Annotated in this window: 17 protein-coding genes, 1 tRNA gene and 1 riboswitch; of the genes, 5 read left to right on the forward strand and 13 right to left on the reverse strand. The window is 49.3% G+C overall.

Annotated elements, in window-relative coordinates; translation table 11 throughout:
• Positions 1–21 precede the first annotated feature (21 nt).
• The gene (locus ACI3E1_RS02375; protein WP_405024087.1) at positions 22–1,104 is read left to right on the forward strand and encodes a phosphomevalonate kinase; all 1,083 of its coding nucleotides are present in this window, start codon (positions 22–24) and stop codon (positions 1,102–1,104) included.
• Complete coding sequence (gene fni, locus ACI3E1_RS02380; protein ID WP_405024088.1) at positions 1,101–2,141, forward strand: type 2 isopentenyl-diphosphate Delta-isomerase; 1,041 nt, start codon at positions 1,101–1,103, stop codon at positions 2,139–2,141. Before ACI3E1_RS02375 ends, fni begins: the two co-directional genes overlap by 4 nt.
• Positions 2,142–2,254: 113 nt before the next feature.
• On the opposite strand, the gene ACI3E1_RS02385 is transcribed toward fni, so the two are convergent.
• The 4 genes from ACI3E1_RS02385 to bsh form a co-directional block, all read right to left on the reverse strand.
• Positions 2,255–3,643 carry an RsmB/NOP family class I SAM-dependent RNA methyltransferase gene (locus tag ACI3E1_RS02385; protein ID WP_405024089.1) on the reverse strand — a complete coding sequence of 463 codons (1,389 nt, stop codon included), beginning with the start codon at positions 3,641–3,643 and terminating at the stop codon, positions 2,255–2,257.
• A gap of 12 nt (positions 3,644–3,655) precedes the next feature.
• The gene (locus ACI3E1_RS02390) at positions 3,656–4,633 is read right to left on the reverse strand and encodes an ABC transporter permease (RefSeq protein WP_405024090.1); all 978 of its coding nucleotides are present in this window, start codon (positions 4,631–4,633) and stop codon (positions 3,656–3,658) included.
• Positions 4,634–4,648: 15 nt separating this feature from the next.
• On the reverse strand, positions 4,649–5,407 hold the full coding sequence (locus ACI3E1_RS02395; RefSeq protein WP_405024091.1) for an alpha/beta fold hydrolase: 759 nt from the start codon (positions 5,405–5,407) through the stop codon (positions 4,649–4,651).
• 140 nt (positions 5,408–5,547) lie between these two features.
• Positions 5,548–6,498, reverse strand: a complete 951-nt coding sequence (gene bsh, locus ACI3E1_RS02400; protein WP_405024092.1) for a choloylglycine hydrolase — start codon at positions 6,496–6,498, stop codon at positions 5,548–5,550.
• 767 nt (positions 6,499–7,265) lie between these two features.
• Between bsh and ACI3E1_RS02405 the strand changes: the two genes are divergently transcribed.
• Together ACI3E1_RS02405 and ACI3E1_RS02410 are read left to right on the forward strand one after the other, a co-directional pair.
• Positions 7,266–8,009: a sulfite exporter TauE/SafE family protein gene (locus ACI3E1_RS02405; RefSeq protein WP_405024093.1), complete on the forward strand. Its 744-nt coding sequence runs from the start codon at positions 7,266–7,268 to the stop codon at positions 8,007–8,009.
• A gap of 169 nt (positions 8,010–8,178) precedes the next feature.
• Positions 8,179–9,528, forward strand: coding sequence for an NCS2 family permease (locus ACI3E1_RS02410; protein ID WP_405024094.1), 1,350 nt, complete (start codon positions 8,179–8,181; stop codon positions 9,526–9,528).
• 177 nt (positions 9,529–9,705) lie between these two features.
• On the opposite strand, the gene ACI3E1_RS02415 is transcribed toward ACI3E1_RS02410, so the two are convergent.
• The 7 genes from ACI3E1_RS02415 to ACI3E1_RS02445 form a co-directional block, all read right to left on the reverse strand.
• Positions 9,706–10,908 carry an MFS transporter gene (locus ACI3E1_RS02415; protein ID WP_405024095.1) on the reverse strand — a complete coding sequence of 401 codons (1,203 nt, stop codon included), beginning with the start codon at positions 10,906–10,908 and terminating at the stop codon, positions 9,706–9,708.
• Between the two features lie 27 nt (positions 10,909–10,935).
• On the reverse strand, positions 10,936–11,754 hold the full coding sequence (locus ACI3E1_RS02420) for a metallophosphoesterase family protein (protein ID WP_405024096.1): 819 nt from the start codon (positions 11,752–11,754) through the stop codon (positions 10,936–10,938).
• 236 nt (positions 11,755–11,990) lie between these two features.
• Positions 11,991–12,536 carry an ECF transporter S component gene (locus ACI3E1_RS02425; RefSeq protein ID WP_405024097.1) on the reverse strand — a complete coding sequence of 182 codons (546 nt, stop codon included), beginning with the start codon at positions 12,534–12,536 and terminating at the stop codon, positions 11,991–11,993.
• A gap of 108 nt (positions 12,537–12,644) precedes the next feature.
• Positions 12,645–13,229, reverse strand: a complete 585-nt coding sequence (locus ACI3E1_RS02430) for an AAA family ATPase (protein ID WP_405024098.1) — start codon at positions 13,227–13,229, stop codon at positions 12,645–12,647.
• Positions 13,230–13,289: 60 nt separating this feature from the next.
• Positions 13,290–14,492, reverse strand: a complete 1,203-nt coding sequence (locus tag ACI3E1_RS02435) for an acetate/propionate family kinase (RefSeq protein ID WP_405024099.1) — start codon at positions 14,490–14,492, stop codon at positions 13,290–13,292.
• A gap of 71 nt (positions 14,493–14,563) precedes the next feature.
• On the reverse strand, positions 14,564–14,893 hold the full coding sequence (locus ACI3E1_RS02440) for a hypothetical protein (RefSeq protein WP_405024100.1): 330 nt from the start codon (positions 14,891–14,893) through the stop codon (positions 14,564–14,566).
• 91 nt (positions 14,894–14,984) lie between these two features.
• A complete protein-coding gene (locus ACI3E1_RS02445; RefSeq protein WP_405024101.1) occupies positions 14,985–15,428 on the reverse strand; it encodes a universal stress protein in 444 nt (147 codons plus the stop codon).
• Positions 15,429–15,618: 190 nt separating this feature from the next.
• Between ACI3E1_RS02445 and ACI3E1_RS02450 the strand changes: the two genes are divergently transcribed.
• Positions 15,619–15,703, forward strand: a tRNA-Leu gene (locus ACI3E1_RS02450).
• 182 nt (positions 15,704–15,885) lie between these two features.
• Positions 15,886–15,984, reverse strand: a riboswitch (purine riboswitch).
• Between the two features lie 234 nt (positions 15,985–16,218).
• Here ACI3E1_RS02450 and addA read toward each other — a convergent pair.
• Together addA and ACI3E1_RS02460 are read right to left on the reverse strand one after the other, a co-directional pair.
• Complete coding sequence (addA, locus tag ACI3E1_RS02455) at positions 16,219–20,391, reverse strand: helicase-exonuclease AddAB subunit AddA (RefSeq protein WP_405024102.1); 4,173 nt, start codon at positions 20,389–20,391, stop codon at positions 16,219–16,221.
• Positions 20,381–24,205, reverse strand: a complete 3,825-nt coding sequence (locus ACI3E1_RS02460) for a PD-(D/E)XK nuclease family protein (protein WP_405024103.1) — start codon at positions 24,203–24,205, stop codon at positions 20,381–20,383. The genes addA and ACI3E1_RS02460 overlap by 11 nt, the downstream gene beginning before the upstream one ends.
• Positions 24,206–24,252 lie beyond the last annotated feature (47 nt).

Genomic DNA, 24,252 nt, shown 5'->3' on the forward strand with positions numbered 1-24,252 from the left:
CGTTGGGAGGAGGAAAAGCCCATGATTACGGCAACTGCGCCGGGAAAACTTTATATTGCCGGTGAATATGCGGTGGTAACGCCCGGTTACCCCGCTATTTTGGTGGCCGTTGACCGGACCGTAACCGTCACGCTGACCCCCACACAAACAACTACTGGAACCATTACTTCCGACCAAAATAAAAATGCGTACGTTACTTGGCAAACTACCCCCGTCAAAACGATTATCACAACCCCGACTTCTCACCCGTTTCCGTACGTTACTGCTGCTCTCGAGGTTGTGCTCCGGCTTGCACGGGAACAAGGAAAGAAAATTCGGCCAGCAAACCTTCACGTCACAAGTTCCCTGGACGATGCCGCGGGAAAAAAATACGGCCTTGGATCATCCGCGGCTGTTACCGTGGCAACCGTTAAAGCGGCGGCGCGCTATTACCACCTCGCCCTTACCCGAACCACAACGTTTAAGTTAGCAGCCGTGGCTGCCTACCGGGTTCAGGGAAACGGATCGCTCGGAGACGTCGCCGCTAGTACTTACGGCGGCTGGCTTGCCTACCAGTCATGTGACCGGGAGTGGCTAATGAAAACAGCCAACCACGTTTCAATCAGCCAGTTAATCACAATGAAGTGGCCACACCTTAAAATCACCTCCCTGACACCCCCTCCTGCTCTTCAGCTCCTCGTTGGGTGGACGGGGACCCCAGCGTCGACCGCTAACTTTGTTACCCAAATGGACCACTACCGGGTTAAAAATGCGTACCGGCAATTCTTGACTGCAAGTCGGCAATGCGTGACCACCATGATTCGAGCTTTTCAGGCAGGAAATTTACCAGCAATCCAGCAACAGCTAGCGGTGAATCGCACCCTGTTAACTGAGTTAGCAGCGGCCAGTGGCATTAACATTGAAACCCCCGCTCTTACCCAGTTAGTCGAAATTGCCCACCGGTTCGGGGCACAGGCAAAGTCATCGGGGGCGGGCGGCGGCGATTGTGGAATTGCCATTGCTGACCGCCAAGCCCCGGATACCCCCCAGATCACTGCAGCATGGCAAACAGCTGGCATCACCCCGCTTACGCTACACGTTTACGCCGAGGAGGAACACCAATGAACCAGCAAGAACACCGCAAAAACGAACACGTTAGCCTTGCTACCAAGCAATTTCAGGAGGAGACGGCAACCGCAACCAGACTTGCGGAGGTCCGCTTAGTCCCTCACACTATGCCAGAGATCAACCTGGACGCCGTTGATTTAACCACAACCATTGCGGGGCAAAAAACAACTGCCCCATTCTTCATTAACGCGATGACCGGGGGCACATCAGAAACCGGTAAGCTGAACCAACAACTCGCCACCGCTGCTAAGGAAACAGGGATTGCCATGGCAACCGGATCAGAAAGCGTTGCCCTGCGGAGTGCAGCTGCCCAGCCGTCGTTTACCATTGTGCGTCAGGTTAATCCAGCTGGGGTGGTCCTCGGAAACGTCAGTGCGACAACTTCCCCAAACGCTGCACAAAAGGCCGTAGACCTCATTAATGCTAATGCCCTGGAAGTCCACGTAAACGTCGCCCAAGAACTTACCATGCCGGAAGGCGAAACGGCCTTCCACTGGCAAGAAAACATTGTAGCCATTACCCAGCGGGTGACCGTCCCCGTTATCATCAAGGAAGTTGGGCAAGGCGTTGATCCCCGGACGCTGCATACCCTAAGCACGCTTCCGGTTGCGGGCGTTGATTTAGGCGGCCGTGGTGGAACTAACTTCATTACCATTGAAAACGAGCGGCGGCCCCATCAGGACATGGCCTACCTGAAAGAATGGGGATTAACCACCGCAGAAAATCTCTTAATCGCTAAGAAAATAGCCTCCAACCTGACTATTACCGCTACGGGAGGAATTCATACTCCCCTCGACGTCGCCAAATGTTTAGCACTCGGCGCGGATAACGTTGGAATTGCCGGTTCCTTCCTCCACATTCTCATCAAACACGATCTCACTACTTTAGTTCAAACCATCGAGTGGTTTAAGGACCAGCTCAAACGGATTATGGTCCTGTGCGGGTGCAAAACAATCGCAGAACTTCAGCGAGCACCGTATTTGCTGAGTCCCGCACTCCAACAAACGGCGGAGCAATTATTAACAATTAAGTAAGCAAAAAGGTTAGGACAGTGGTTCTAACCTTTTTAATACCTTTTAATTTCAAGCGGAACTTACCAAACTAAAAAACAGGACAACGTTCTGCCGCTCTCCTGTTTGCTTCAATTCTATTTATCCACCGTAAACCGTAACGCTTTCGGGAAGAAGTTCTTCACCGTCCGGCCAACCACCTTACCAAAGGCGAATGGCTTTCCCGCACACGTTAGCAGCGTCCAACCGGTGGGGTGCTCTTCATCTAACGACAACACCTGACCACTAACGTATGCTGCCCACTGAGCCTCAGACACCGCAAGCACGTGCGCCACTTCCTCCGGACGAAGCGCCAGAGCTAACGCGTAGCTTGGCTCAAAACGCTTCTTCTTAAAGGTTCCCAACAGCAAGCCCGGCCGCTGGTACGTTAGCCCATTAAGGGCCGGCCACTCGTGTCGGTATAAGTATAAGTACGTTCCGGAAACGTACAGGTCGGCGGGAGCCACAATAAATCCCGGAAGCGTCTCCTGCTGAAATGCCGTCCATAATTGTAATTGCTCCTTATTTAGCCGACCAGAAACCTTCAGGCTTTTCTTTTTTCTCGGGTACCAGGACCGGCCGCCAACCGAAACAGCTGGGCGGGGATCCTGGAGTTTAGCTACAAACTGACCCTCACCCGCAAAGTGGTGGGTCATCATCCGCACGGTTCCAGCCAATGCTGCCTCTTCATCCGCAAAGTCCGGGCGTCCCGCATCCATTCCTGGATAACGCTTCAGCGGCATAACCATGAGCCCGTATTCGCGCAGCAGCCACGCAACCACCTGCTCATCCTCTTCCGGTGCGTAGGTACACGTTGAATACACGAGTTGGCCACCCGGTCGCAGAAGCGCCATTGCTGAGCGCAAAATTTCGTGCTGACGCCGAGCACACTCCGCCGGATAGCCTGTGTGCCAGTACTTTACCGCTGTAGGATCCTTCCGGAACATTCCTTCTCCGGAACACGGCGCATCAACAACCACCTTATCAAAGTAACCCGCTAATTCTGTGGCCAGGTGGTCTGGACGTTCATTTAGCACCAACACGTTCCGGGCACCGGTTCGTTCCACGTTTTCTGCCAAAACACGTGCCCGCTTGGTGTTAATTTCATTACTAACCAATACACCCTGATTGGCCATCATTCCGGCCAACTGGGTTGTTTTCCCGCCCGGAGCAGCACATAAATCCAACACGCGCTCCCCAGGTTGCGGATTCGTCACTGCCGCCACGTACATTGCACTTGGGTCCTGACTATAGACATAGCCAGCCTGATGCATCAGGGTGTGTCCGTGTACCCGCCCTTCATACCCATCAACAACGTGGGAAAGCGGATGCGTTAATGCTACCGCCACATCCTGATAGTGGGGTTTTAGCGGATTTAACCGAAACCCCTTCACTGGCGGAGTATCAAAACTCGCAAAAAGGGCTTCCGCTTCATCTTCCCCGAGTAGTTGGCGATATTTTTCCTTAAAAGCAACTGGTAAGTCCATTCCATTCCTCCACTACATCCGCTGCCGGTCCAGCACAAGCGCACCAAGGGACCGGAAAAAAACCAGGTTAATGCAGTACACCAGTCCAATGAAAATCAGAATACCAGTGTAGGTAGTAAACGTATAGCTCATTGTTCCGGTTAACGTTCCAACCAGCGTCCCAATTCCTGAAACCAAGGCAAACCGATTAGTCTCATGGAACAATAACCGGGGACAACTTTCCTTAAGGGCTGCCTTCAGCGCAAGCATCCGTTGTTCCGACCGGAAAATCCGCACAAAGGTTGCCCCAAAGTACGCCACTAATACCATAATCAATCCTAGTAGCTGAGCCCAATGTTGCCCAACCCACGTCGGGCCAGCAACCGTTAACCGCTTAGAAACAATTGTCTTAATCTTTGTCGCGTGGAGGGCTGTTTTTAAATTACGCGGATTCAATTTCTTACGGCCGTCCAGAATAATCCGGTAATTCCCCGCCTTCATCTTACCAACCGCCCGCTGAGACTCAGAAATAAAAATTTGGTTATCCAGCCGGGAACGGTACTTATCCCCCATTACTCCGATTACCGGCATGTACTGCCCGTTGATGAACAAATACGACTGATCTTTGGGGGTATACAGCTTTTTTGCCACGTTTTTACCAACAACCGCTACGCTCACCTCCGACTGCATGTCACTCGGAGAAAAGAACTGCCCGGAAACCATCGGTGGGACAGCATAACGTCCCTTCCCGTAGAAGTACGTGACGTTTTTATGCTGTTTATCTTGACAGTGGACCTGCACGCTCTTAATTGCATCATCATTATCTAACCACTTGTTAAACTGTTTCACAGTTGTTTGCGGCGCTACCGTCACCTCGTAAGCATCCTGCGAGAGGTTATGGTTGTTCAACCGAATAATCAAATCCCGTTCCTGAATTTTATAAAAACAAAGAACTGCCAGGAAAGCAAAAACAGCAAAATACACAATTGAAAGAAAGTTCTTTTTAAACACGTTTGTTTCCCCCGCCTACTTTGTTAGGGACGTCGCTACTTGCTTGGCAATTATTACCGTTGCCGCATACGGAACTTCATGCCCCGCATCCGGCGTTGTGTTCACAGAAACATTCCTCCCGGCCGGGGTTTGTTGTACCTGCTTGATAAAGTCAAGCGTTGGTTGGGGCGGGACGGTCTCATCAGCTAACCCGTGCCAGAAATGAACGGGCCGCCCGGCTAATCTTTCCGGGTGGTGGGATAAATCCATTTTTTCAAGCGCTTGTACCTGAGCATTCACATACTCCTGCGAAACCTGGTTCATTCCAGGAACGTGCGTAAGTAGATAATGCAAGAAATCTACCGCACACGGCGTTCCCATGAAACACCCGGCTGTTGTAATCCAATCATAGGTTGCCAGTAGCGCACAGGTTGTAATTCCCCCCATCGACAGGCCACTCACCGCAATCTGATTATCCTGGATAAGTCTTGCATTCCGGTAAAAAGCAACCACCTGAGGAAACTCCTTTACGGACTGCATGATAATTTGCCAAAACTCCGCCTCGTGGGCAAGAGGACCCTTTTCATCGGTTCGTTCTCCGTGGTAGAGAGCGTCAGGCATTACCACCCGCACCCCCTGCCGGGCAAATTCATACCCCTGCGTCAGGTTATTTTCTTTCCGTCCGGTCCACCCATGGTAAAACACCACCAATGGACGGGCGCTATCCTGGTATTCCGTCCCAGCAAGTTCTAAAACCGGAATCTCCCCGATCCGGCGTCGCTTGATTTCAATCATGGCCGTCGCTTCCTTCGTCATTATTGTTAAGCGTATTCTTATTATAACATTTTCCAGTTTTATCCAGCGAAATGAATGGTTAATCAAAAACACCACCGTAGATTCTTCCGCGATGATATTTTCAATTATGCAACCATTATCTAATAAATCGTCACCTCAGAAGATGTCATGTTAGCTTCTGTTAACTGAACCGCTTTAATAGCAAAGTTATTTTCAGTATTGTAGTAGTACGTCTTCGTTGCTTGAGAATAGCACCCGGTATAAACCGTGTATTCATCCTTACCGTCCTGGTTAGTTACGGATCCCCGTACCATAGCAACGTTCTTTAAAATGTTAAAGAACTTTGCTACATTAGCTTTTTCACCAGAAACTAGCGGATAGTTGGCGTTCAGGTAGGCCACCTTTACGAACCGAGAAGCCGGTAAGCTGTCTCCTGGCAACCCGTAACTACCAGTCCCCACACCCCACGAAGCGATGGCCTGCTTACTCCACGTGCCATCCGCCGCATCATTTGGCGTTAGTCCTGCATAGTTCATCAGGTTCTTGACGTGCCACTCAAAGTCCGGGCTGTTGGTTAACACCCCAACCTGGTTGTCATAAACCCGTAGTCCCTTATCCGCGGACATTTCTACCGTAATGGCGGCCTGAGCGTCGCTAATTAACCAGTGTAGTGGTGCAACCGGCATCTGGGGGGTAAATGGTTTATTTACCAAGTTTACGTTCCTTAATGCATCCTTGACCGCGGCTACTGAATCAAACTCATCGCATACCCACAATATGAGTTCGTACGGCGTCAAGTTAAGCTCTCCGGTCACCGGCACGTCACTAAAGTGGGCAAATTTCGGAAAGTTTAACCCGGCAATGCACAATCCATCTTCGTTGCAAGCATCAAAGTACATGGGGTACTTTCCGGTCATAATCCCCATTCCAATAATAGCCCGCTGGGACTTCCGGTCATCCCGGAACTTGTATGGTAAGACGTAATTCCGAGGAGTTACCAGTACCCTTTCACCGTATGACGATTCTACGTCCAGGTTCCGGCCGTAAAACAAATTCCCCTGATCATCAGTAAACCGTAATCCAGTACACATAGTAATTCCTCCTTTAACGGAAAAGCCGCGTTGATCTTCCTCCGTAACCCTTCCAATTACCCTATTTCCTTGACTATCTTTGCGTCTCCTTTTGCAGCACTTTAATTCGGATAACCACACCGATTAACAGGATAAAGCCAATTACAAAGAAAACTGACATCACAACACCACATCATCTTAAAATTAATGCTGGCCCTGGTTTGGTTGTCCCGAAGAGCAGTGCCGATAGCTAACCAGATAGCATACACCAACCCAAGGCCTAAACATAACCCCTTGTTTCTTCTTCCAAAAGCAGAGCCTAATCATTGCAGACGAGGCCAAACATGCCTGAAGACGACCCGATCACGAAAAATGGCGCCAACATCAAGTAAACCGCCTCAACGGCGTACGGTACAAATAATGGCTAAATATTCTGTGCACCCCTATATAGCACGGCTCGGATGAACATACAAAAGAACCCCATGAAATACTTAAAACCATTGCTGACTGAGTTTGCTCTAAGGTCGTCGCCATAATCATCACTCTCTTATTATAGGTGATTACAAGGCCTTTTCAATCCAGCGTCAGCGTACAATGCTGCTCTCCGTCTACGCAAAATAATCGTTTACTCCCAACAACCTTACGATTACCATAACTATCCGTATAACCTTGTAACTATTCTGATGTTTCTTCCCTTTTTCTGTTCACCAGAAAGTTTGGCAAATTCATCTTGAGCCACACCCCGATTAACGCTAAACTGAAAACGGTTAAGCATAATGAAGGAGTTTATGATGGTTGCTTTAAATTTTATGATTATTATTCTAATTACGTTCACCGCCGCACTTGTTCAATGTACGAGTGGGTTTGGCTTTGGCATGGTTTTTATGGCGGTGATTCCCGCCATCGGCTTGATTGATTATAAGGAATGCGCCGTAATTTCCATTATTGCTAGCATGGTATTGCAATTTTTCGCAATTATTCGGCTATGGCACCATATTAATTGGAAAAAGGTCCTCCTCCCAGCCATTCCCGCATTCATCTGTGGTGCGATTGGTGTCCATATTATGGTTGGCCTTTCCCAACGGACAATTAACTTAATCCTCGGAATCTTTCTGTGGACCCTGGCAGCATACATGATTTTCGTTGCTCCACGCATCATCCTCCCCCGCAATGCCGCAACGGGATTGACAGCTGGGGCAGTAAGCGGAATTATGGGCGGGCTTTTCGCAATCAGCGGTGCCCCAATTGCCGCTTACTATGACGCCGTTATTGATGAACCACTTGAATATCAAGGCACAATTCAAACCTTCTTTTTTATTACGTCCATTAACCTGATCGTTAATGACCTTTTCAACGGAAACCTCACGATTGCAATGGGTACTCCCACCATCATCGCCATTATCGCGTGCCTTTTAGGAACATGGGTAGGACTAAAAATCATGCAACGTCTTTCCATGACCGGAGTGCGGCGGATCACCTACTGTGTCATGTTAGTCGCCGGATTATACTACCTTATGAAAGGCTGCCTTTAATAATTTGCTTTAATAAAACCCGGACATTCTTCACTTTTATAATGCGGGGAACGTTTTTTTATTGCTATTATGCACGCATTGTTCGTATATAACGAACATTTAACTTGCATCAATCACTAATTGGTTTTATAATCATAGCCGAACAAATGATATGGAGGTTTCATTATTTATGGATAATAACACGAACAGTTCTGCCACTTGGCGAACAATCGACCGGATATTCCATCTTGCTGATAACAAAACAACGGTAAAACGGGAAGTTCTTGCCGGAATCACAACGTTCGTCTCAATGGCATACATTCTCTTCGTTAATCCGAGTATTCTCGGTCAGGCGGGCATGAATAAGGGGGCCGTGTTTACCGCAACCGCCCTTTCTGCCATTATCGGGTGTCTCTTAATGGGGGTGCTTGCAAATTACCCGATTGCCATTGCTCCAGGATTAGGTGACAATGCCTTCTTCACTTTCTCGGTTGTCTTAGCAATGGGAATCTCGTGGCAAAAAGCCATGGCTGGAGTATTCGTTGCATCAATCATTTTCGTGGTTCTCTCCCTCATGAAAATCCGGGAATTCGTAATTGATGCCATTCCACGGGACCTTAAGCTAGCAATGGCCGCCGGGATTGGAATTTTCATCGCATTTATCGGGCTGCAAGAAGGCGGCCTGGTCGGAGCTGATAAGTCCAATCTCGTCAGTCTTGGATCACTAACCCACCCAGCTGTGTGGTTAACAATCTTTGGCATTTTCGTAATTGGAATTCTAATGGCACGTAAAGTACCGGGATCAATCTTTATCGGAATGGTTCTCACCACTATCGTAGGCCTTTTTACTGGATTAATTAAGGCCCCGCACCACTTCATTTCAATGGCGCCAAGCCTAAAGCCAACCTTTGGCGTGGGGGTAACCCACATCGGTGCACTGATTACTGACCCGCAACTATGGGCCGTAGTTATTGTCTTCTTGCTGGTGGCCTTCTTTGATACTGCCGGCACATTAATTGGTCTTGCCCAACAAGCCGGCATTATGAAAGGTGACAAGATGCCGCGGATGAACCGGGCTTTGATCTCTGATTCCGTTTCAATGCTGGCCGGCTCAATCATGGGAACAACCCCAACGTCTGCCTACGTTGAATCTTCTGCTGGAATTGCTGTTGGAGGAAAAACCGGGCTAACGACCGTCGTTGTTGCCGTCCTCTTCGTTATCAGTATGTTATTCTCCCCACTTCTAACCATGATCACAGATAACGTGACGGCTCCTGCCCTTATCATTGTCGGAGTTCTCATGGCATCATCCTTGCGGGAAATCAACTGGGATAAGTTTGAAGTGGCCTTTCCGTCCTTCCTGACGTTAATCGGAATTCCGTTGACCTACAACATCTCATACGGGATTGCCTTCGGGTTCTTAACATACCCAATCATGATGACGGCCGCCGGAAAGATAAAACAGGTTCGGCCAATCGTTTGGATCCTGATGGTTACGTTTATCGTGCTCTTAACCATCATGAACGTGCTTCCACACTAACGAATTAACTTAAAATTTAACAGAGGCTGTGGCAAGAAAGCCACAGCCTCTTTGCTTTTTCAAGCCCAAAATAAATAACCGTGGTGAAAGGTGGTAATTTCGAATCGCTTATTCGCGATCCATTGGCGTGACCGTTTTCCACCGTGGTTATCCTTTCTATTGCCATATCCGCTATTTTTATTCCCGAATTAATTGTTGCCGCCGGGCAATCATAACCAAGGCCACTAAAAGCCCAAGAATTAACACCGCCACGGAAATAAAGAGGACCGCATAGTTCCCATGGTCAACCAGGGCCCCACCGTACAATGGCCCTACGGAACGGCCAACCGCCATTGCAATGCTAGGCAATCCCTGGTATTTTCCCCGTTGGCTTGCAGGGGTCAACTGGTCAATCCATGCCGGCACCGCCGGAAGACTAAGCATGTCGCCAACCGTTGCAATAATAAACGCAAAGAGAATCATCCAGAAGTTATGGGCGTCCACAAGAATTAAAAATGATATCCCGAAGAGAAATACCCCACTCTCAATTTGGTGATCAATCCGGATCCGGGAACCCAACACATTTACGAGTGGCTGGCAACAAATAATCATTAATCCGTTAAAGGTCCATAAAAAACTGTAAAACACAAAGGGAATACCCAAGTGCGCCATATGAGCAGGCATAATACTTTCCCATAACGCATACCCGAGGTATACACTAGCCAGGCATGCGCAGGCCGTCAATACAACAAACCGGTTACGGTTTTGTTGCGGTTCTAATGATCTCGCGTCCTTTTGATGCTGGAAACGATGCTGGCGTTGTAAAATAACCGGCCCCCGAAAGGCTACAATACATACCATTAAAAGTAAGATATACGCTCCAGTTGCCACCGCAAACACAAGCGGCGCACTAATGGGCAATAACACCCCAACGAGGAGGGTGCCCAAAACAATTCCCAGGTTAACCGCAATATACAGGGTGTTAAACGCCGTCCTAGCCCCCTGTCGTGCGGTTGCCGCTGTATAGGCGTTCACCACCGTCGCAATAATTCCATCGGCAAACGCATTAATAATTAGTAAGACCGCAAACCACGGCCACGAATGATTCCAAATCAAAACTGCCGTTGACAGCACCGCTAAACTAGCCGCCCCAATCAAGGTCGGATACGGTTTCCAGTGATCAAACAGCCGGCCGCCCAACAAATTACCGGCCGCCATCGTAATTGAAACGAATAACAGAACAATTCCCGCCACCGTAAGCGATTGGTGAAGGTATTCATTGATGTAAATTGCAATTAACGGCCACAAAAAGGCTGCTCCGAGTTGGTCAAGCAGCGTTGCAATGAAAACAGCACGAAATGATAACTGATGATGATCGTGATCCTGATCTGATGAATCCATTTTTAATCCCCCTAAAACTAATACGTTCTAACACTTTTGTTGATCATAACCGCGATCATGGTTAATTCGTGCTAGGAGTTCTTGATCATGCGTGTGAACCCGGCCCTCAAAAAGTTGTTCCCGGTAAAGGTCAGCATACGGAACCATACACTCCTCAGCTCGCTGTGCTTCAGCCTCATGGTCATAATCAACCCGCCGAAAATTAGTTGCTGGCCGGCCCTGCTCGTCAACCGTTAAGATGACGTACTGTGCGCGTAAGTCTTGCTGTAACCGGGGCCATGCATCAAATGGTTCTCCCACTGCCCCGGGATTGATTACGAGTTGTTCGTGGTTTGTATACCGAAGAGTAGCATGATGAACATGTGCGTACACCGCCACGTCAGCCTGATCACCAGGAACAAGCTCATCAAAATTATCCTGGGGAGCGGTGGGATACAGCTTCTGTCCAAAATTATGATATGGCAGATTATGACTAATATTAACGGTTAATCCGTTAACGTTGCGGGTGGTTGCCAAGGGCCAGTTAGCAATAGTTTCCAACACTTCCGGTGTTAAACGAGCAGCTGTATAGTGGGCGAGAACACTAAAAAAACGACGGCTCGGTTTATCGATAACAAGTTGATCGCGGGCTCCGTTAACCAATAAATCGTCCCAATTTCCCCGCACCATTACCGTCGGATGCATAGCCATCAGCTGCGCCCACATTTCCTGGGAACCGGGTCCGGGCATAAACAAGTCCCCCACAAACCAGTACTCATCGACTTGTTGTGCTTGACTGTCTGCATACATTGCCTGAAAGGCTCCGACGTTACCGTGAACATCGGAAAACACCGCAATTTTTGTCATTGCGCCCGTCCCCCTTAAAAATTCGTTGCTCCTATTATAGCAGATTTCCCGCATTTATCGGCTAATTGCCCTTCCCGTCGGCAAAGCAAAAAATGGGAGAATCACCCCGGTGTAAGATACCAATCCGGCGACTAATAAATTTCTATTTGCCCCGGTCGTTTTAACACTAGTTGACGTGAAAAACAAAGAGGTTGAGACTCATATCCCAACCTCGTAATAAGATCTTATTCTTCGTTCTAAGCCCGTAAATGGTGAATCACCCGGTAGAGGATCATCCCAAATAACGGAACGGTAATCATCATTGCGATGCCCGTTGCAACACTTGCTGGGACAGCTGCTACCGCCATTGCCAGGGCGGTATTAAAATGGCTACCTACCATCAGGGCTTCAATCACATACCGGAGATACCCGCTAACCATCTTAGTAATCCCCGTAGCAATTCCTAAAATAATCAACCGGGAACCCTTCATCGAGCGTCCTAGTGCGTTAAACGTAAGTGTCGCAACGCACCCAACCATCAAAACTTCCATAACGGTAAGGTATGCGTGGGCCGCATAACCATTTAAAAAATCAAACAGCACCAGCCCAATCAACCCGGCGATTATCCCGTATTTAAATCCTAAAAAAATCATTCCGATAACAACAAAGGTAAACCCTAAATCAATGAATGGGTGCCCCACTGGTGACGGAATATGAATTTGCATCATTGCCAAAACATAATCAATCGCCGCAAACACCGCTGCAAGGGTAATGTTCCGAACCTGATTAGTACTCCTGAGCATTATAAAGTACCTCCTTTTCATGTTTCCTCTCTGTATATCACTACCACGTGTAGCATACCACGATTTTATGAGAACCCACTATGAAGATTACCTAATCTCACCAATAGTTCACAAAAAGTACGACCCAACACTACTACCAGCAAGTTGGGCAGCCAATTCATCATAATAAACAACGCCAGCTTGCTCTTCGTACACTAACCGTAATTTGTCCTGATTAGTATATAGCAGAACTTCATCCGCCACCTGTTGAATTACCCGGAGATTAGCTACTCCCCGGGCGAACCGCGCCGCAACGTCCACCTGACTTCCACCAATGCCGCCCTGTTGAAACCGCGCGGTGACCCGCTGAAGAGCTACAGCTGCATCCGCCACTAAAACACCAATTAACCGCACCGTCATTCCATGCGCGTGGCCCTGCTTAACAAGACGAAGAGCGGTTCGCGCTGTTCCCCCGAGAGGCGTCTCCCAGGTAACCGCCCGGTGCGCCGCCACTTGAGCGCTCACTGCATGCTGGGCTTTCATAACCGCAGCCATCCGGTCATTTCCCCGCCGCCAGTTACCGTGAGCGCGCCGTAAATAGTCGTCTGCATCAACAATAATATCGCCCGCAAATAACTCAGGGTGTTGGGTGCGGAGCGTTGTCTTCCCCGCACCATTCACGCCTGCTAATACCGTTAGCCGTGCTTTCTTCATTTAAGCCTCCAAACATCAAACAAGCAGTTACACGGGGTAACTGCTTGTCCAAAACTCTAATTAATGCGCCTCGTGGGCAAGTCGCTGAACATCCCGCGCAATCATTAACTCTTCGTTCGTTTTAACCCGGAGGACCGCAACCGCCGAATCTGCCGTTGAAATAGCGCAGTCGCCATCCGGATGCTCATTAGCTGCAGAATCAATCTTAATTCCTAGATAGGCTAATCGCTCAAGTACCAGCCGCCGAATTGGCGCTGAATTCTCCCCAATTCCGGCGGTAAAGATAATGGCATCAGCCCCGCCCATTTCTGCAACGTACTGACCAACATAACGCACAATATTCCGGACAAAAATATCCAAGGCCAACTGTGCCCGGTCGTTACCATCAGCGGCTTGAGCAAGAATATCACGCATATCTGATGAAATTCCAGAAATTCCCTTTAGCCCCGCTTCGTGGTTTAGGAGAGTCACCATTTCATTTCCGTTTGTAATCCCCAACTTATCCATAACAAATCCGACCAGTGACGGATCAACGTCTCCTGAACGGGTTCCCATCGTTAAACCAGCTAGCGGGGTGAAACCCATCGAAGTATCAAACGATTGCCCGTTCTGAACAGCACAAATGGATGAACCGTTTCCCAGATGACAACTAATTAATTTTAGCTGCTCGTACGGCTTTCCTAGGAGGTCCGCTGCCCGCTGAGTAACATACCGGTGGCTCGTTCCGTGCGCCCCGTACCGACGCACGCCCCATTTTTCGTACCATTCGTAAGGAACACTATAAATATAGTTTTCTGGGGGAAGGGTCTGGTGGAACGACGTGTCAAACACCGCAACGGAAACCGCCTGGGGGAGAAGCTCCCGAAAAGCCTGAATTCCCGCACCATTTGCGGGATTATGTAACGGCGCGTATTCCGCAAGTGCCTTAATCTGGGCTACATCATCATCGCTAACAATAACTGACTGTTTGTACACTTCCCCGCCGGCAACAACACGGTGACCAACCCCCGTAATTTCTTCGGGGTTCGTTACGATTGACAACTGCCGGAGAAGTTTCATTAACAAGCCCACCGCTGCCTTATGGTCCGGCACCGGCGTTTCTTCGGTGTACTTCTCTCCCGCTTGGTTCTTAATCGTCACCCGCGAACCATCAATTCCAATTCGTTCGATTTGTCCTGCTGCCAATTCCTTTTCCGCAGGCATTGCAAAGAGTTTAAATTTCAGGCTTGAACTTCCCGAATTAATTGCCATTATCTTTTCCATGCCAAGTCCTCCTTATTGTAACCGTTGTCATTAACATCATACCGCAAATTCAGTGCGCTGGAAACCCGTTTTCAGTTCCCGTGGGCAATCAGCTTCGCTTCCTGGATATTTGACTGCCGGACAACAATACTGGCAACCGTATAAAGATCCAGGAAAAAACACAATTCCGTAAAAGAAGCACTAAAAATCATAATCACCGTAATAACAAAGAGCACCTGACTTAGCAATACCCATTTACGGCGATCGTGCCGCAGTTGACTAATGGCAATTTGCTGTCCCATTGTTAATTCAACGGGACCTCGCTGACCAAGGCGCCGCCGCCAACCTACCAATTGGCGGTTAAGGCGAAAACTAATTACGCCCAAAATCAGCAACATAACCACAACAATTACTGTTCCCATACAATCCTCCCCTTTAATAAAAGCAATGGTCGTGATTTTTCATCACGACCGTAACTTAACTAATCATACCGAGCCCACTATTTTTATTCTTCTAGTGAACAATAATCACATCGCAGCTAGCCAACCGGATGACATAGTCCGTAACCGCTCCAATTAAGACGCGTTCAACGGCATTTAACCCCGTCGGCCCCATTACGATCAAATCCGTGTTGTGGTCTGCCGGAAATTCCTTTGAAATTACTGACCGGGGCGATCCATACCGAATATGCGGTTCAATATCTTTAAAGCCCGTTTTCTTAACCTTTTTGATTAATCCATCGACATAATCTTCAGCATCCTGGAATGTTTGGTAAACAATGTCGCCACTAGTATCTACGACCCCACCAAAGTTAACCGTAAACTGCTTCAAATCAATGACATTCAAAATATCAAGGTGGGCGTTATTCCGCCGGGCAATCTCAACAGCCCGCTTCAGTGAATGCTCAGCCGTAGCTGATCCATCAACCGGAACAAGAATATTCTTGTACTCTTGCATTCTGCTCACTTCCCAATCTTTTTTATAGTTTAATTATATCATAAACCCCACTTACATCCCCTATTGTACTAACAGATAACTGCTTCTTAAAGCACTCTTTACGTTTCTGAATGCCCACAACAAAGTCGAAAAAATATTCTTGCATTCCAATCAAAATCATGTATACTAATACAGTAAGCTTTTGAGCAATGCCACTGTGGCGGAATTGGCAGACGCGCAGCGTTCAGGTCGCTGTTCGGGTTACCCGAGTACAGGTTCGACTCCTGCCAGTGGCATATTAACATGTTGGTATATCAACGTTCATAGGGACTTTGACCGTTATTTGACCGTCAAAGCCTTTTTTTGTACTCTATCCCCAAATTCCAATTAGTAGTTACCATTTACCCCGTATCAATAGAGTTGAACGTAGCGGCGCAAAACAAAAGCGGCAGTTTTGCAACTGCCGCATGCAATCACGAACTTCACCATCACCCGAGGTAGTCTGAAGTTTACGGCTTCAGGTAGAAACGACCAGCCTTATCCATGGTCATATACCACCAGGACGATGAAGAACAAATCATTCATCGGTTTCATTATACGCAAAAAAACGCTGAATGCGAAGTTATTCTCTCGGGGAAACCGGAGAGGTAACGCCGCACGCTTCCACTGCCATTTCAATTATGCAGCCATGTATTAGTCCCTACCACTTCCACATACTGCTGAAAAGCATTAAACAGCGAGCTGACACCGCCCCGCTCATCCTTTAAACCGAATCTTTCCGCATCATTGCAGTTACCGAAACGCTTTACCATTACTTAACCGTAACAAGTTGACGAGCTCCCACTGCATATAACACCTTAGTAGTGACTGGTTGCCCGGTCATTAAAGTTAAGGCTTGGGCATACAAGTTGAGCTGCCCTTGATACTCCGTTGCTAACCGCTCCAATCCACCCGGCTGCGTGGCAAGTTGATCAGTCTTATAATCAAACAAAACAATCCCATCCTTGGTTGGAATATACCCGTCAATAATTCCGTGAATCAAAACGGGCAAATCAGGAAGGGCTGCATCGTTAAATAGCCTGTTAGCCGGATACAGCATTGCAAACGGGGCTTCCCGGCGAGCCACCGCAGCATACTGTTGGAGCTGTTTCCCGATCAATGTTTGGTAAAAGGTAACGATCCCTTCGATATCAAGGGCAGCCACGACCCGCTTAGTCAGTTGTCGCTGAGCGATCAACTGCGCACAGACTCGCTGAACCACCCGCGGTGTCACCGGCTGCTCAAGCGGCATGTTTTGAAACACCAGGTGCGTGGCGGTCCCCAGTGTTTGCGCACTTAGCAGGGCTGTTTTTTGTTCCGTTGGTCCCTGGTAAAACCGGGGCATGTTAAACCGCGGTGTCCGTTGCACGGGCGCTCGGTGAACACGGTCGGTTACCGTCAATTCCGGCATCACTGCTTTATCCGGATCATCAAAGTAGTGCTTAATGCTCGTTACCGCCTGGTACGCTGCCGTCCGGGTCGCTGTTTCATCGGGATACGTAAATTCCAACACCCGCTGAATGGACTCCGGCAATGGTGTTAGTGTATCCTGGGCCTTTAACCACTCAGCAGCGTGGTGCTGGTGCTGATAAGCCGTCATTCCCTGATTATGCGCAGCACTAACCTGTGCTAAGGCCGGCTGGTCCCAGACAGTAATTTTAATCTGGGGAGCATGGGCTACGAAAAACGCCGGAATGGACGCTTGTCTCTCCCCCGGAAGACCCGTTGTGGTGGTCATTATTCCATCCTTAACTTGGTGGACCGTTACCCGCGTTGCTACGTTAGGAACCCGCCCCAAGCACAGTAAAATCCAGTCCAAATACGAAGCTGCCGTTGCTCGCCGCTCGTACGGAAGAACTTCAACGTTGGTTTGACCAGCAACCGCTAATCGGTCAGCAAGATTCCGGGTAATTTCCCCTGGCTTACTACGAAGCCGCCCAGTAATGATTACCTTTTGCTCTGCCCGGGTAACCGCCACGTACAACTTCCGCATTTCCTCGGCTAACAACTGCAGTTTTTCCTGCTGCTGCAAATAACGCATTTGAGGAAGTGTAAACCGTACTATGAAGTGCTCGTTTTCCCGGCCAACCGTCGTGTCTCCTTCATTAAGGGTCAGTCCAGCCAATTCCGGTTCAGCACCACCGTCAACGGCAAGGCGTAAGCCCATTCCAATATCCTTATTGATAATAAACGGATCCTGCCCTGTAAGGCGAAACCGCCGATCTGTATCAATCACAAACACCACCGGAAACTCCAGTCCCTTACTCTTATGAATCGTCATAAAGCGAACCTTATCCGCCTCTTCCTGGGGATTCTGGCTAGTTAAGTCGCGTTGTCGGTCTTCCATCCGGTGCACAAACCGAATAAACTGGTACAGCCCTTTAAAACTAGTCTGTTCGTACTCTTGGGCCCGTTCATACAGCGCATGCAGGTTTGCCTGCCGCTGAGGGCCATTCGGCATTCCCCCCACAAAATCCAGGAAACCCGAGTGGTTATAGATAGTCCAAATCAAAGTGGCAATGTCCCCCCGGTGGGCCTGAACCCGGTAGGCCGTCAGGTCATCAAGGAACCGCTGAACCTTTGCGATTAGGGCTTCTTCCCAGTCCGGATGGTAATCCACCAGCTGCTTCCGGTCGTGCTTCACAAGGTACGCGTACCGCGTCAGTTTCGTATAAAAGTCTGTTTGCTGACGGCCGTTTACCTTGATTAAGGCCAGTCCATTTTCGTCAATTCCGTATAACGGTGACCGCAACACTGCCACTAACGGAATATCCTGATGCGGATTATCAATTACCTGGAGAAGGGCAAGCATAATCTTAATTTCCGTCATCTGGAAAAAATTGGTAGTCTCATCGACCGCCACCGGAATGCCAAACTGCTTAAAAACCGTCGTCAGGGCCGCCCCGCTACTTCGGGTTGATGCCAGCACAGCAATATCGCCCGCCGTTATCGGACGTTGTTTCTTTGTCTGACGGTCAAAGATAAGTTCGTGCTGATCCAGCATTTGCCGAATTCGTTGGGCCACCATCACTAATTGACCCTGGTTACCCTGCAAATCAGTATCAGTTCCAACATCAGCCACAACGGGCGAATCTGCATATAACAAAACCTCCGCTGGTATCTCTTGCACTGCTCCTCCGGCCGCTTGGTAGTCCGGATTAGCGTTATCCATCAACGCTTGATCATCATACGTTAACGCCCCGATCTGGTTATCCATTAACTGCCGGAAGAAGAAATTTGTTAGTTGGCCCACATTTTTTACCGACCGGAAATTCTGCTGCAACACAATTAACTCTCCTGGCACGCGGGATGATAACTGTCCGTCTTCCGTTGGCTGGAACGTGCCGTACTTGTGCTGAAAAAGGTGCGGGTCCGCTTGCCGAAAACGGTAAATTGACTGCTTGTTATCTCCCACCATAAAGACATTATCGGTGGCTAAGCGCTGAATAAGCGCCTCCTGCACGCCATTGGTATCCTGGTACTCATCGACCATAATCGTTGTGTACTTTTGCTTGAGGGTGGTACACAATTCTTCGTTTTCCAATAACTGCAGGGCGTAGTGTTCCAGATCATCGAATTCCAAGACATGCCGGCGCAACTTTTCCCGCAAAAAAGCTGCCCGGAATTTCCCAGTTAGTGTGGTTAACAGGTCAATCACCGCCGCCATCCGCCGGGTCAAAGTCGTCAAGCGTTCTGCTGGTAACTGCAAATAGTGCCCCACTGGATCAGCGGTTGCCTGCCGTTCCTTAGCAGACGCATTGTCGTACACTTCCATGATTTTTGTCTTTTTCCCTGGTAAATTATCATCCACGCCCCACGCCCGGTAAAAGTTAACGGCCGCGATAATTACTGGAGCCAACACATCATTCATGTGTTCCTTAACTAATTTCGCTTTGGGACTAAGATCCTTAAGCGGGTTAGGCATTTCCTTAATTTGGTTAACAACCATGACCATCGTATCCCAGTCAGGAGACACGGTATCATCCCACGCTACCATTTGTTTCTCCAAGGCCGCCCACGCTGCCTGCATCGTAGGCAGGACCTCTTCTTGCAGCTTCTTAACGGTCTTAGTTGGCTTGTTAACAGCCATACCAGCTAAGTTCGCTAAGCCAGCAATAATCTGCGGAATCCATTTTCTAGTTCGGATAATGGTACCGATAAACAAAGGAGCCACCACTTTTTGACAAAAAGCGGTATCGCTAATTGTCCCCTTTTCCGGAATGGCGTATAACTGCCGCGGAACGGTGTGAAGCCACTCATCCGGGTGGGCAGTTGCGCCAGCAGCAGCATCCAAAGCTGCTACTACTTTCGTCAACGCTTCATCAGCCTGGTCCCGGTCACCACTCAACAGATTTAAAACATCCGCGTAAGATTGTCCCAATTCATCACCGGGAATTCCCTCATCATCCAGGTGACGTAAGGCTTCCTGATAAAACTGCTCGCGCACCTTTTCCCACACATCGTCCCACATGATTTCGCGTTCAGCATCGTCCGCTAATAACCGAAAATCCGGGTCAAGGGTGGCGTCGGGTTCACCGGTGGGATTAACCGCATAATAATACTGCTGCAATAGTCGTAAACAAAAGGCGTGAAGGGTACTAATATCCGCCACGTTCACGGCAGTTACCTGCCCTTGGAGATGTGTTACTAATCCCGCATCGGCTTGTGGATCAGCACTCATCGTTGCTAACTGGTTCTCTAACTCGGTTTGTAACCGGATACGCATTTCGGCAGCCGCATCGTTCGTGAAAGTAGTAATTAGCATCCGCCGTAAGTCACCGTATCTCCCCTGTTCGTCCTTCGTCGTTAGAAGATGCATGACCCGTTCAACAAGCACCCGGGTTTTCCCCGAACCGGCGGAGGCCGCTACTAAAATATTATGGCCGCCATGAAGGACTGCTTTTTTCTGGGCAGGCGTTGCCCGGTCCATAAAATTACTTGTCATCCGTTGCTTCCTCCTTTTTCCGGGTATGCTGTTTAATAAATTGAATAAACTGTTCATCGTTTTCAAGCGCCTGCAGCTGGGCGGCAAGCTTCCTAGGAGCGGCCGCTACCTCCTGGTCTAAATCGTGATACGTATTTCCTAACGCCGGGTCAAATAACATCACCTGCTGGTAGTCCGATTGCTGCACCGCGTTAACCCCATGCAGCCGGTACGGGTACATGGAAATCACGCCGTCATAAATTAATTGTCGGGCCGTATCGAGTTTATACAGGTCATAGTCCAAAAGCATTTCAAAGTCACCAGGAGTAAGCACTAAGCTTTTCCCCCGCCCCTTAAATTCATTTTGCTTTGTTGTTCCCAATCCGTACTGTTCAACGTTAGGCGGTGTAGTCGTATGAGTAACAACCTGGCCGTCATCCGTAATGTTCAGGGTGGTAGCCGTCAAGGCGTTTAAAAAGGTATTCTCTTGATCTTTTGTAAACAGCCCGTTGTACTTAAACTGATCGTTTAATAAGGTGAGTGGCGTTGCTCCGGATTTAACAGTAGATTGCCCTACCTGCGGGCTCCGCACCGTCACGTAAGTTCCGCTTCCCCGATAAAATTTAAGGGGTGCTTTCCGGGAAACAAACTGTGAAATACCCGCCTGTTCAATTAGTTGATGCAGTCTTGAATAGTTATTCGGTTGCCGCAAAACGTTTAGGTACGTGAGAAGTTGCAGCGATAACCCGTTTTTCAACCGTACGATAAAATGGTCGAGGTAATTGTTAGTTGGATTACTGGACTTATAATCCACTACGTTGTAGTACAGCTGACCATCCGGGGTAGTAACCACGTCAATCCGATCAATCTTTCCGTTCACGTTCATCTGCCGGGAGCCACTTCCTAGGTGCAATGCCCGTAACGGTGCGTTATGGCCGCCATATTTCGTTTCCGCTGCCACCGGAAAGAGCGGTTGCCAGCGTTCCTGCCGGTAAAAAGCCCCAGTCACGCCATGAAGGGTCTGATTCATCCGGTATTGGAGGTACTGGTTCCGGGCTGAATTACGGAAAACCGCAAAGTCGTCCTCCTGCTGCACCTGCACGAGCGCCTGCGCAAACAACCGATCAAACTCGTAGTGCGGGAGTGTCCGCAGTGTGGCACCCGCCGTAACCACCTTCTTCACAAAGATCTCCATCACGCGATGTAGGTAATTTCCTGTATTTAATGGATCAACCTTAAAAACTGCTCGGGGTCGTAACCGCAGCCCGTGATTCAGGAAGAAAGCGTACGGGTTCTGCCAAAATTCCTGGATACTTGAAACTGATCCCCGGAACCGTTTTCCGTAAAGTAACGGCACCAGTGCAGGCGCGAGTTGCTTGTCGCCCGCTGGATCAAACGTCGTCTCCCCCTTAACGGGTGTACTGGCCGGAAGAACCGCATTTACGTAGGTTAACCCAGCGAGCGCGGCGCGGGCTTGGGGGATGGTTCCTAGCCGGTGCAGGAGCGCGCGCCATTCAACGCTAAGGGTTGTAGTACCTTCTTGAAGCGCTTGGCGGCACTGAGTAATAAGCGCACCGAGCATTCCCTGCGCCGTTCCCCCGTACGGTAACAGGGAATCAGTCGGGGCCGGAACTGCCCGAACCTGCTTAACCGCCACGTTTAACCACGCGGCAACTTGAGCAATAACTGGAGCAATGTCATAGGTTACCCCGTCCCGCCCGTTTACGGGAAAGGTAATAAATAATGCATCCGTTGCTACCAACAAATCCCGGAATAAGCGGTACGGGGCCGTTGCCATCTGCAAGTCAGCCCCGTCCGCTAACTGAGGACCGTCATCTCCTGCTAACCGGGTTGCCAGTGCCAACCGGTCATCCGCACTTAAAATAGTATTTTGCGTAACCGTTCCGGGAAGATCCGCGGCAGTTGCCCCCATTATGAAGACCACTTTCTTGTTGCGCAGATGCATCCCGTTTAGTGAACTAACAATTACCTGATCGAGCATAGCAGGGATTCGGCTATACGTTGCGGTCGCAAAACCATCCGTGAACAACTGCGCAAAGACCGATACGTCAAATTTTCGCTCTCCCAACGTAGCCACGTATTCATCCAGTAACCGGCATAGTTGGTTCCACACCTGCTGTGGCCGGGTTGGGTCCGCAGTGGCGCCCCCAAATCCAAAATGTTCTTCGGTGGTAGTCGTCACGTATTCCGCCGTATGCTGCCATCCTTCCAGTTGCGCCTGTACCCCGCTATCCACTAAGAAATCCATTAGGGCTTGGGCAAACGCATTCCCGCTCTTTGCTTCCTTAACCCGGGTAAAAAATGGTAACAACCAATTCACTACTGCCTGCCGGATAACATTCGCATTCCGGTTAATTCGGTCAGCGGCCCGGCGGTCTGCCGGATTCATCCCACTCCCTACCGGAACAACCATCCACTCCTTTTGCCAAGCTGCCAAATGGTTGATCCCCCGGGCTAACAGGTAATTTTCGACAACATCCAACGTTGCCCGAAATGTCCCAAGATTATGCTGTTTTACCGCATCATCACCGCCAAATTTCGGTACCAGTAATTCGGTTTTTAACAGCCGCATCATCGCCGAAAGCGTAAAATCATAATGCTGACCATCGTTATATATCGCTAATAGAGTCGTAATCAAAGCAACAAGGGGGTGCCCCCCCATCTGATGCTGCTGATCAACGAAAACGGGAACGTCCTGTTGCGTAAAGAAGGGTTCAATGAGATTAGCGTACGGAGCCATCGACGGCACAAACACTGCGATATCGCGGTACCGCAGGTGCTGGGTGGCAACCAGCTGACGAATTTGGCCGGCGACCCACTTAACCTCATGGGCACGATCCATCAACTGCGTTACGGTAAAGCCACATTCAGTCGCTGACGCATTACCCGCTGACGGTATTTGTCCCGTATAGCGCCGCTCCCACTGTTGAGCAATCTGCTGGAGCACCGGTGCCAGAGATCTGCCAGGAGCTACCTGCCAGGTAACCGTCACGTGGGCCTGGCGCGCACTTGCCCGAAGCCGCCGGGCAATTCGTACCGGCTGATAATACAGATAATTTGATGCCACCATTTCCTGGTCTTCCACTAATTGTCGGGCTGCCGGTGACATTACCAAACTAACAATTACTTGTCGCGTGCGGGATAGCAGCACCCGAATTAGTTCGTGTTCCACAGCTGAAAAATGATCAAATCCCAAAAAGGCAATGGTAGTCTGCTGAAGATTAGTTTGGTGCCGGAGGTGATCCACCAGCCGCTGCGTCACCGTCGTTGGGTCAACGTAGTTTTTCAGGTCAACGTGAACAAATGCAGCGTATACGGCCCCCAGATCTGCCAACTTCGCTTGAAGTGCTGGATCCGTTACTTGAGATTGGAGGGCTTGTAAGTCAGCGGGCGTAAAGCCCCCTTGTCGTAGTTCAATTAACTGGGTGGCAAGCTGCTTCGCAAATCCCGGATGGTTACGTTCCCCCGCAAAAACCCGTAGCTGGGTTGCCGGAATTTGTTGTAACAGATCGCTAACCAACATGGTTAATCCCGCATTGCTAAACATTGATCGTTGCATTGCCGGATCGTTCCGTAAAAAATACCACGCTAGCCGGCTTACCGAAAAGACTTGAACGTTCCCCGATGCAAACGGCTCCCCGGAATTTCCCGCAAGTCCCTGTAAAAAATGAACCTCCGCTTCAAACTTTACCTGGTCAGGTACCACGATAAACACCTGGCTTTGCGGATGGATTGTTCGTTCCCGCTTAATCATCGCCAATGCCGCGCGGTCATGGTCCCGGGTGGCATCACCATATACTACCGTTAATCCCACCAAAAAACCCCCTTCATTAAGTTTTTCTTTTAGTATACTATTTCCCT

The organism is Ligilactobacillus sp. LYQ139, from assembly GCF_045033025.1.
Taxonomy (GTDB): domain Bacteria; phylum Bacillota; class Bacilli; order Lactobacillales; family Lactobacillaceae; genus Ligilactobacillus.